The 8698-nt window shown below is 67.0% G+C and carries 10 protein-coding genes; 6 read left to right on the top strand and 4 right to left on the bottom strand.

Annotated features, from left to right (window positions below):
* Positions 1-96: 96 nt before the first annotated feature.
* The gene (locus QA600_RS20590) at positions 97-1218 is read right to left on the bottom strand and encodes a pyridoxal phosphate-dependent aminotransferase (protein WP_278293803.1); all 1122 of its coding nucleotides are present in this window, start codon (positions 1216-1218) and stop codon (positions 97-99) included.
* Between the two features lie 294 nt (positions 1219-1512).
* Between QA600_RS20590 and QA600_RS20595 the strand changes: the two genes are divergently transcribed.
* From QA600_RS20595 to QA600_RS20605, 3 genes are all read left to right on the top strand, one after another.
* On the top strand, positions 1513-1998 hold the full coding sequence (locus QA600_RS20595) for a universal stress protein (protein WP_278293805.1): 486 nt from the start codon (positions 1513-1515) through the stop codon (positions 1996-1998).
* Between the two features lie 79 nt (positions 1999-2077).
* A complete protein-coding gene (locus QA600_RS20600; protein ID WP_278293806.1) occupies positions 2078-2467 on the top strand; it encodes a DUF2267 domain-containing protein in 390 nt (129 codons plus the stop codon).
* A complete protein-coding gene (locus QA600_RS20605; protein WP_278293807.1) occupies positions 2464-3216 on the top strand; it encodes a methyltransferase domain-containing protein in 753 nt (250 codons plus the stop codon). Before QA600_RS20600 ends, QA600_RS20605 begins: the two co-directional genes overlap by 4 nt.
* On the opposite strand, the gene QA600_RS20610 is transcribed toward QA600_RS20605, so the two are convergent.
* A complete protein-coding gene (locus tag QA600_RS20610; RefSeq protein WP_278293808.1) occupies positions 3175-4056 on the bottom strand; it encodes a universal stress protein in 882 nt (293 codons plus the stop codon). The genes QA600_RS20605 and QA600_RS20610 overlap by 42 nt on opposite strands.
* A gap of 212 nt (positions 4057-4268) precedes the next feature.
* Here QA600_RS20610 and QA600_RS20615 point away from each other — a divergent pair, with 212 nt between their 5' ends.
* Both QA600_RS20615 and QA600_RS20620 read left to right on the top strand, forming a co-directional pair.
* On the top strand, positions 4269-5015 hold the full coding sequence (locus tag QA600_RS20615; protein ID WP_278293809.1) for a sugar phosphate isomerase/epimerase: 747 nt from the start codon (positions 4269-4271) through the stop codon (positions 5013-5015).
* A 71-nt stretch (positions 5016-5086) separates the two neighbouring features.
* Positions 5087-5497 (top strand): hypothetical protein, encoded by a 411-nt coding sequence (locus QA600_RS20620; protein WP_278293810.1) that lies wholly within the window; start codon positions 5087-5089, stop codon positions 5495-5497.
* On the opposite strand, the gene QA600_RS20625 is transcribed toward QA600_RS20620, so the two are convergent.
* Together QA600_RS20625 and QA600_RS20630 are read right to left on the bottom strand one after the other, a co-directional pair.
* Positions 5479-5925: a universal stress protein gene (locus tag QA600_RS20625; RefSeq protein ID WP_278293811.1), complete on the bottom strand. Its 447-nt coding sequence runs from the start codon at positions 5923-5925 to the stop codon at positions 5479-5481. The two genes, QA600_RS20620 and QA600_RS20625, sit on opposite strands and share 19 nt — an antisense overlap.
* A gap of 84 nt (positions 5926-6009) precedes the next feature.
* Positions 6010-7572 (bottom strand): AarF/UbiB family protein, encoded by a 1563-nt coding sequence (locus tag QA600_RS20630; protein WP_278293812.1) that lies wholly within the window; start codon positions 7570-7572, stop codon positions 6010-6012.
* 184 nt (positions 7573-7756) lie between these two features.
* Here QA600_RS20630 and QA600_RS20635 point away from each other — a divergent pair, with 184 nt between their 5' ends.
* Complete coding sequence (locus tag QA600_RS20635; protein WP_278293813.1) at positions 7757-8206, top strand: universal stress protein; 450 nt, start codon at positions 7757-7759, stop codon at positions 8204-8206.
* Positions 8207-8698 lie beyond the last annotated feature (492 nt).

Raw genomic sequence — 8698 nt, forward strand, 5'->3', positions numbered from 1 at the left:
CTTCTCGAGCAACTCACTCCGACGAGCGAGTGGAGTTGAGAGGAAAGGTGCCGATGGCCCCTCGTCGGGGCGAGCTCGGAGGGGAAACCCGTGTCGCTACCGAACCGCTCGCGTCGCGTCGTCGATGATCTCGAGGGCCTCCTTCAGTTCCGCCGTGCTCGTGGCGTAGGAGAGGCGGGCGTACCCTTCGCCGTTGGCGCCGAAGGCGCCGCCGGGGACGACGATCACGTCCCGCTCGAGCACCTCGTCACACCAGCCCTCGGGGACCTTCGGCATGACGTAGAACGCCCCCGACGGCGTGGGCACCTCGAGGCCGGCGTCCTCGAGGCCGTCGACGACCAGATCGCGGCGCTCCTCGAAGGCCGCGACCATCTCCTCGACGGGATCCTGTGGTCCCGTCAGGGCGGCCTCGGCGGCGTACTGGGCGGGCGCGGAGGCGCAGGCCTGGGCGTACTGGTGGACCCGCAGCATCCGCTCGATCCGGCGGTTCGAGCCGAGGACCCAGCCCAGCCGCCAGCCCGTCATCGAGTAGGTCTTCGAGCAGGCGCTGACGACGACGACGTTGTCGCTCTCGGCGAACTCGAGCGGCGAGCGGTGTTCGCCCTCGAAGACGATCCGTTCGTACACCTCGTCGGAGAGACAGAGCACGTCGTGTTCGTCCGCGATGCGGGCGAACTCGCGCATGTCCTCCTCGCTCTGGACCGCACCCGTCGGATTCGCGGGGCTGTTGACGACGAAGGCCGCGGTCTCGTCGGTGATCGCGTCCTCGACCGTCGCCGGATCGAGGGTGAGGTCGTCGCGCAGGCCGACGGGTTTCGGCGTCCCGCCCGCGATGTGGGTCAGCGCGTCGTAGGAGACGAACCCGGGGTCGGGGAAGATTACCTCCTCGCCGGGGTCGACGTGCGCCTCGAGCGCGAGATGTAGCGCCTCGCTCCCGCCGGAGGTGGCGATCACGTCGGCGGGATCGATCTCGAGCCCGTACTCCCGGTCGTAGTTCGCGGCGATCGCCTCACGCAGTGATCGGGTTCCCTTGTTCGACGTGTAGGCGTCGGTCCGCTTGGCCTCGATCGCCTCGATCGCCCCCCGTCGGGCGTGTTCGGGCGTCGGGAAGTCGGGCTGGCCGATTCCGAGGTTGATCGCGTCCTCGCCGGCGGCCTCGAATACTTCCCGAATGCCGCTGATCGACACCTGCTCGACCCGGGCTGCAAACTCCGTCATGGCTACACCGGTGTTGCCGACCCCGATAACTCTTGATGTGTTCTACGCTCGACCGGGTGGGAGCGTAACCGGCGAAACGTACCTGGCCTGCCGGCCGAGCAGTCGACACCCTTCGAACGCCTGCTCGAGGGCCGCGCCGGCCGCGAGGTGACGACCGAACTCCGATGCGGGCGCTCCTACGAGAAGATCGGCGACTACGCCGTGACGGCTCCTCGGGAGCGTCGACCGGCCGGTGCTGACAGCCTGATCGCGGACGCGAACCGTTAGGCGTCCGGCGGTCCAATCGTCGGTCGAATGAGCCAGAACGACGGTTCCGACGCGCCGATCCGATCGATCCTCGCCCCGACCGACGGCAGCGACGCCGCCGAGGCCGCCCTCGAGCGAGCGCTCCGCTTCGCCGAACTCGAGGGGGCGACCGTCCACGTCCTCTCGGTGGTCGACACGACGGCAAACCCGATGCGCTTCGGCGTCGCGGAGGTCGCAGACCTCGACCGAGCACGGACGAAACTCGTTGACGACGTCGTCGACGCCTGCGGCGACCGCACGCCGGAACTCGAGGTTCGGGGGGCGGTCCGTCGCGGTCGCCCGGCGGCGGCGATTCTCGAGTACGCGGAGGAACAGGCGATCGACCTGCTCGTCGTCGGCCGAACGGGCCGGGGCGGCGTCGCCGAGGCGCTCCTGGGAAGCACCGCCGATCGGTTGGTGCGCCGAGCGCCGATCCCCGTGGTGGTCGTTCCGGACGCCGCCTCGGTCGACGACCGATCCCGCGGATCCGAGTAGTTTTATTCCGCTTCGCGGTGTACGGCCGTCGACTCGCCGCCTGGAGCCCCTCGGCTCGAGGCGGTCCAGCACCCAACCCATGAACTACAAGGAATTCGTCGGTCAGGTCCAGCACAGACTCGAGTACGCACAGTTCGGCCAGGCCGTCCGAGCGACACGGGCGGTGCTGACGACGCTCGGCGAACGGCTTCCGGAGGGGGAGGCGACCGATCTCGCCAGTCCGCTCCCGATGGAGATCGACCGCTACCTGAGAGAAGCCGAACACGGCCAGCGCTTCGACTATCACGAGTTCCTCGATCGGGTTGCCGAGCGCGAGGGCGTCGATCGGGCGGACGCGAACTACCACGCCCAGCAGCTGCTCGCGATCGTCGCCGAGGACGTCCCGCCCGGGAACATCGAGAAGGTTCGCAACGGACTCCCCGAGGATTTCGATCCGCTGTTCGAGCTGATCGAAGCGCCAGAGGAGTGACCGACGAGCGACGCGCCGCAAGCGAGGCGACCGACCGACCGCCGGGGCCGATCGCCCGCGTTCCCCGGTCGAAATCGGACGCCCGCGGCTGGTACGACGCGTTCGCTCGCCGGTACGACGCCGTCGCAGACCCGTTCGAGGCTCCCGCGCGGACGAGCGGCCTCGAGCTGCTCGCCCCGGAGCCGGGCGAGCGCGTCCTCGACGTCGGCTGCGGGACCGGCACTGCCCTCGTCGTCATCGCGCGAGCCGTCGGCCCAACGGGGGCCGCGGTTGGAATCGATCTCGCCGACGGGATGTGTCGGACATCCCGACGGGCACTAGCCGATGCCGGCCTCGAGCGGGGCGTCGTGATCGCAGGCGACGGTGCGAGCCTGCCGTTCGCAGACGCCGCGTTCGACGCCGTCTTCGCGAGCTTCGTCCTCGAGCTCTTCGATACGTCCGAAATTCCGGCCGTCCTCGCCGAGTGGCATCGCGTCCTCGCCCCAAACGGCCGTCTCTGTGTCGTCTCGCTCTCCCGCGGTGGATTCGGCCCGACGACGTGGCTCTACGAACGGGTTCACGACCTGTTGCCGACCGCCGTCGACTGTCGACCGATCTACGTCACCGAGACCCTGCGTGAGGTCGGCTTCCGGGTTCTCGAGACGCGGTACGAAACCGTCTGGCGGCTACCCGTCGAGATCGTTCTCTGTCGGCCGCGAGAGGACGAGTCAGGCGGGCGCCCCGCGAACCAGCGTGACCGTCCGCGGTGAGCGGCGAGCGACCCGCTCGGCGACCGACCCCGTGAACAGCCGGGCCGCGAGCGATCGGCCGTGGCTCCCCATGACGAGCTGGTCGTAGCCGCCCGACTCGACGCGTTCGACGATCGCCGCTGCGGGCGCTCCGGGCGCGGTCTCGGTCTCGAGCGTCGCCCCGCGTTCGTCGGCCAGCGTCGTCGCCGACTCGAGGATTTCATCAGCTCGACTCTCGCGGTCCTCGAGGACCGCCTCCAGGTACGTCCCCTCGACCGCCGATCGCGGCCGATCGAACGGGAGATCCAGCGCGTGGAAGGCGGTGTGAGAGGCGTCGGGAAACGTCTCGAGGGCGTAGGCGAGCGCGGCCTCGGCCTGTTCGGAGCCGTCGAGAGGGACCAGAATCTCTCCCGGGAGATCCCGCTCTCGGATCGCCGCGGTCGTCTCGGGAACGACCGTCGTCGAGACCGACGCTCGGCGGACGACGGCCTCGCTCACGCGGCCGAGGAAGGGGCGTGTGATCGGCGACTGACCGTGGCTGCCGAGGACGACGTGGTCGACGTCCGCCTCGTCGGCAAGTGCGAGGATCTCGGTGTGGGGCGTGCCCGTTCGGAACTCGGTCCGGAGTTCGAGACCGTACTCGTCGGCACGGTCGGCCGCGCGCTCGAGAACCCGCTCTCCCCGCTCCTGTGCGCGTTCGGCGGTCGGTTCGGACGATCCGACGCTCGCCGTGTGATCGTGTGCGGGGTCGGCGACGAACAGTGCGGTCGGCGACGCGTCCGGAAACGATGCGAGGCAGTACTCCAGACCGGCGAACCCCCGGTCCGATCCGTCGACGGGGACAAGGACGTCGTATGACATGGTTGTGGTGAAGTCGGGCGTCGGCCCGCTTGGATCTGTTTCCCACGCCGACAGAAATAAAAACGACGGACGAGTCGGTCGACGGCCGGCAGTCGCTCGAGGGAGACGGTGATTCCTGCTCCGACCACGTTGGCGCCGATGCCGATCGCCTAAACGAGGACCTCCCGCCGATGCCCCGGCGGAACTATGGGGACGGCGGTCCCTGATCCGATATGGAGCTCGGACTCACCGTCGGCGACTCGCTCGAGCGCGCCGACCGAACGATCGACGGCTTCGACCTGCTCGAGCTGTCGATCGGCGAAGGAGCGGACCCGAACGCGATCGACACCGACCGCCTCGAGGGGCTCCTCGAGCGGGAAGACGCCGACCTCTGTGTCCATCTACCGTTCAAACAGGTCGTCGTGACGCCCGTCGACGGGATCAACGACGCGATCCTCGGCTACCAGCGAGAGCTGCTCGAGTGGGCAGGTTCGGTCGGCGCCGAGAAGGCGGTCCTCCACGGGACGGCCCGGAACCCACACGACACGGACCTCCGGCCGGTGTTCGCCGAGCAGCTGGCCGCTATCGCCGACGCCGGCGCCGACGCGGGCGTCGAACTCGTCGTCGAGAACGTCGGCCACCAAAAGCGCGGATTGCCGCTGTCGGTGCTGGGCGATCTGGCCCGCGAGACCGACACCGCGGTCTGTTTCGACGTCGGTCACGCCTACATGGAGGACGGCAACGACGGAGTCAAGCGCTTCCTCTCGGGGTACGGCGACCTCGTCAGCCACTTGCACGTCCACGACGCCCGGAGCCGAGGCGACACCCACCTCCCGCTGGGGGCCGGCGAGATCGACTACGGAATCGTCGCGGATCGGCTCACGGAGTTCGACGGCACCGTCGCAGTCGAGGTCTTCACCGACGACGTCCCGCTGTTGTGCGACACCGCCGAGCGAGTTCGGGGACACCTCGAGGGCTAGTCGGGTCGCACTCGAGCCTGCGACAGAGACTGAGCGGTAGTTTGAACAGTTCAGGGGCAGAACAGTCGGTGATGGATTCATCGAGCGACTCGAGCGCCCTCCTCTTGCTCGCCGGAAGCCTGCTCGCGGTCGCGCTCGTTTACGGCGTGTTGGTACCGAGCGACGTCCTCGCGGGCGACGGCTCGCAGGCGGTACTGTACGTCGTCGTCGGCTGGGTGCCGTTCACGCTCGTCTTCTACGCGCTAGGACGCGGGTTCTCCTCGCCGGAGGCGCTGCCGAGCATGCGCAGCGCCGACGCCGGGCTCGCGCTCGTGCTCGTCTTGCTCCTGCTCAGCCTCGGCCTCGAGGCCTGGGGGATCTCGCCCGAACAGCTGCCGGAGGCGTACGTCCTGCAGGCGGTCGGGATCTTCGTCGGCCTCGCGCTGTTCGGCTGGGGGATCGGCCGTCGCTCGCGGGCGATCGGTCAGCGGGCCGACTCCTGATCCTCGCCGACGACGAGGACGTCGACGTCACCCTCTCTGATGACGCCGTCGGTGACGCTGCCCAGCATCATCCGACTGACCCCGCCCCGTCCTCGGGTTCCCATGACGACGGCGTCCGCGTCGACCTCGTCGACGCAGGTCAGCAGCTCCCGGACCGGGACGCCCTCGCGGATCTCGGTCTCGAGGTCGAGACCGCGCTCGTGGGACCGCTCGGCGAGCCGCGCGACGAACTCCTCGGCCCGCTCGGCGAACGCGTCGGCGGCGCTGGCGTCGTCACCGGGGAGCCGAACGGAACCCAGCGGTCCCTGCTCGACGACACAGACGACGTGGACTTCGGCGTCGGTCGTCTCCGCGAGGTCGAACGCCCGCTCGGCGGCGTCCTCGGCGTACTCGCTGCCGTCAGTGGGAACCAGAATCCGATCGTACATGTCCGTCCGTTCTCCCGCGGGGTGGATAAGTCCGGGTGGCGTCGGCGAGCGCCGAGAACCGCGAGCGAGCCGTCGACCCGGGACTCACCGTCGCACGCGAACGTACTGGACGAGCGCGGCGACCGCGGCGAGCAGCGACGGGAGCTCGTAAGGCTGGGCGTGCAGCGTCAACACTGCTGTCGCGACGAACAGCGCACCGGCGATGATGGCGTACCCGACCGCGGGATCGCTCCCGCTGGGTGGATCGACGGGGTCGGTCCTGACGACGAGTTCGCCCCGCTCGAGCTGGCCGAAGACGGAATCGAACCGGGCTGGCGCCCGCGCAAGGACGGGTGCCGACTCCCGCAGGTCGGTTCGAGTCTCCGCGAGCAACGCTTCGAGCTCGCTCTCGATGAACCCGTGGTCAACAAGAAACGACCGCGTCACCGCGAGGAAGTCGAACTCGGGGTCGAGGCTCCGACAGACCCCCTCGCCGACGGTACCGACCCTGACGAGCAACATCACGTTCGGCGGGATCCGGAACGGAAAGTCCTGCAGCATCGATAGCAGCTCGGTGATGATCGCCCGCCAGGTAATCTCCGGACGCCCCTCGAGGTTCTCGATCACCAGCTCGAGGACGCGACGAACGGCGGTTCGGTCGACGGTCGGCTCGAGCACCTCGAGCGCGATGAGCGTGTTCAACAGGCCGTCGACGTCCCGGCGAACGAGCGTGCGGTACAGGTTCGTGATGTCCTCCTGTTCCTGAGGCGTGAGCCGCTGGCTCATCCCGTAGTCGTAGATGACGAGTCGCCCGGCGCCGGTTATCGCGAGGTTCCCCGGGTGTGGATCGGCGTGGAACACGCCGTCGACCAGCCCCATCTTCAGGTAGGTCCGGGCGATCAGGGTGGCCATCTCGGTCGGATCGGTGTCGGCCGCAGTGAGGGCGTCCTCGTCGGTGATCTTCCGTCCCTCGACGAACTCCATGGCGATCACCCGCTCGGAGCACAGTTCGTCGTAGATCTCGGGAACGACGACCCGATCGTCGTCGGCGAAGTTGTCGCCGATCTCGTCCATGATCGCGGCCTCGCGCTCGAAGTCCAGCTCCTCGAGGATGATCGCCTCGAAGTCGTCGGCGACGTTCTCCAGCGAGTAGCGCTGGCGCTCGTCGGCGAACATCGCGAGCAGCGGCACGATCCCTCTGATGACCCGCAGGTCGCGCTCGATCATCGAGACCAGCTCCGGTCGGCGAACCTTCAGCGCGATCCGCTCGCCCTCGTACACGGCGGTGTAGACGAACGCGAGCGAGCCGCCCGCGACGGGCTCGACCGTCTCGAGGTCGAGGTCGTCGCCCAGCTCCGCCTCGAGGACGGTCATCGGGTCCCCGCCCGTGTTCTCGGGAACCTCGTCCTGCAAGCTCGAAAAGACCTCGACGTACGTCGGGGGGACGACGTCCGGACGCGTCGACAGCACCTGGCCGACCTTGATAAACGCGGGGCCGAGATCGAGCATCGTTTCGGTGAGTCGCTCGGCCCGTTCGCGGTGGACCGCCGTCGACACCCGCCGGGGCGGACCGAACAGGAGAAACCGCCGCTGGTCTCTGAGCAGCGCGATCGCGACGGGAAGGAATCGAAGCAACACCTGGGCGTACCGCAGGTAGTAGCCGATCATCGCTCGAGCGAGGTCCCGCTGCCAACCGTCTCCCTGTCCATACGCCGGCTTCGAAGTCCGACTACAAATACATCAGTGGCTTGGTAACCCGGCCGACCCATCCGTACGGATTCGTGCTTTCGTCCCTTCCAGCGTACTGGGACTCGTCGCCGGAAATATGGTGTCCGATCGCGTTCACTCGAGTATGTACGATCGACTCCTGTTGCCGACTGACATGAGCGCCGGAATCGAGGACGCGATCGATCACGCGATCGACGCGGCCGAACGGTACGACGCCGAGCTACACGTCCTCTACGTCGTCGACACCGACGCCTACAGCTCCTACCCCGGCGACGAGTACGTCCACGAGTTCGAGGGGTTAGAGAGCGCCCTCGAGCAGGCCGGCACCGACGCCGTCGAGGCGATCGCCGAGGAAGCCGAAGCGGCCGGGCTCGAGACGACCGAGATCGTACGCCACGGCGTCCCCCACGAGGAGATTCTCCGGTACGGCGACGAGGCCGACATCGGGCTCACGGTGGTCGGCTCGAAGAACCGCTCGGGCGAGTACCGACGGCTGCTGGGAAGCGTAGCCGAACGGGTCGTGAACATGTCCGAGCGACCGGTGACGGTCGTCAAATCCCCGGTCGACGAGTAGCGGGCCGCGCCCCTATCAGTAGCTGGTAGCACAGGTTTTTATTTACGTGAAACTCGCGTTACACACAGGTCAAGCAGGTAACGGGACAGTAATCGATTTCTCCGATAGCTGTCGAGAGAAGCCTGCTGAATATAGAGCATCTATGCAGCACGACGACTTCATTTGTTTCAACTTAATATATTTAGAATTCAATCTATTATACGTGCGCACTGATTGTTCTACCAATTACGGTTGATTACCTTGTCATCAGGCGAATTGAGAAGCGGTAGAGCCCCAAAGAATTGAAGGGGTAGGGTGGTTAGTTCGGAGATATACTATCATGGAAACAACCGCAGAAATCTTTCTCATCATGAGTTCTCTCCTCATTATTGGAGTCCCCCGCATGGTACATCTGGAAGTGGAACCTCAAACAGCATCAGGGAAATAATCATATAAATGATATAAATATATGACTGATACGCAGTGGGGTTCTTCTTGTCGAATGGCTCTCAT

It is taken from the genome of Natronococcus sp. A-GB1 (genome assembly GCF_029688845.1).
GTDB lineage: Archaea > Halobacteriota > Halobacteria > Halobacteriales > Natrialbaceae > Natronococcus.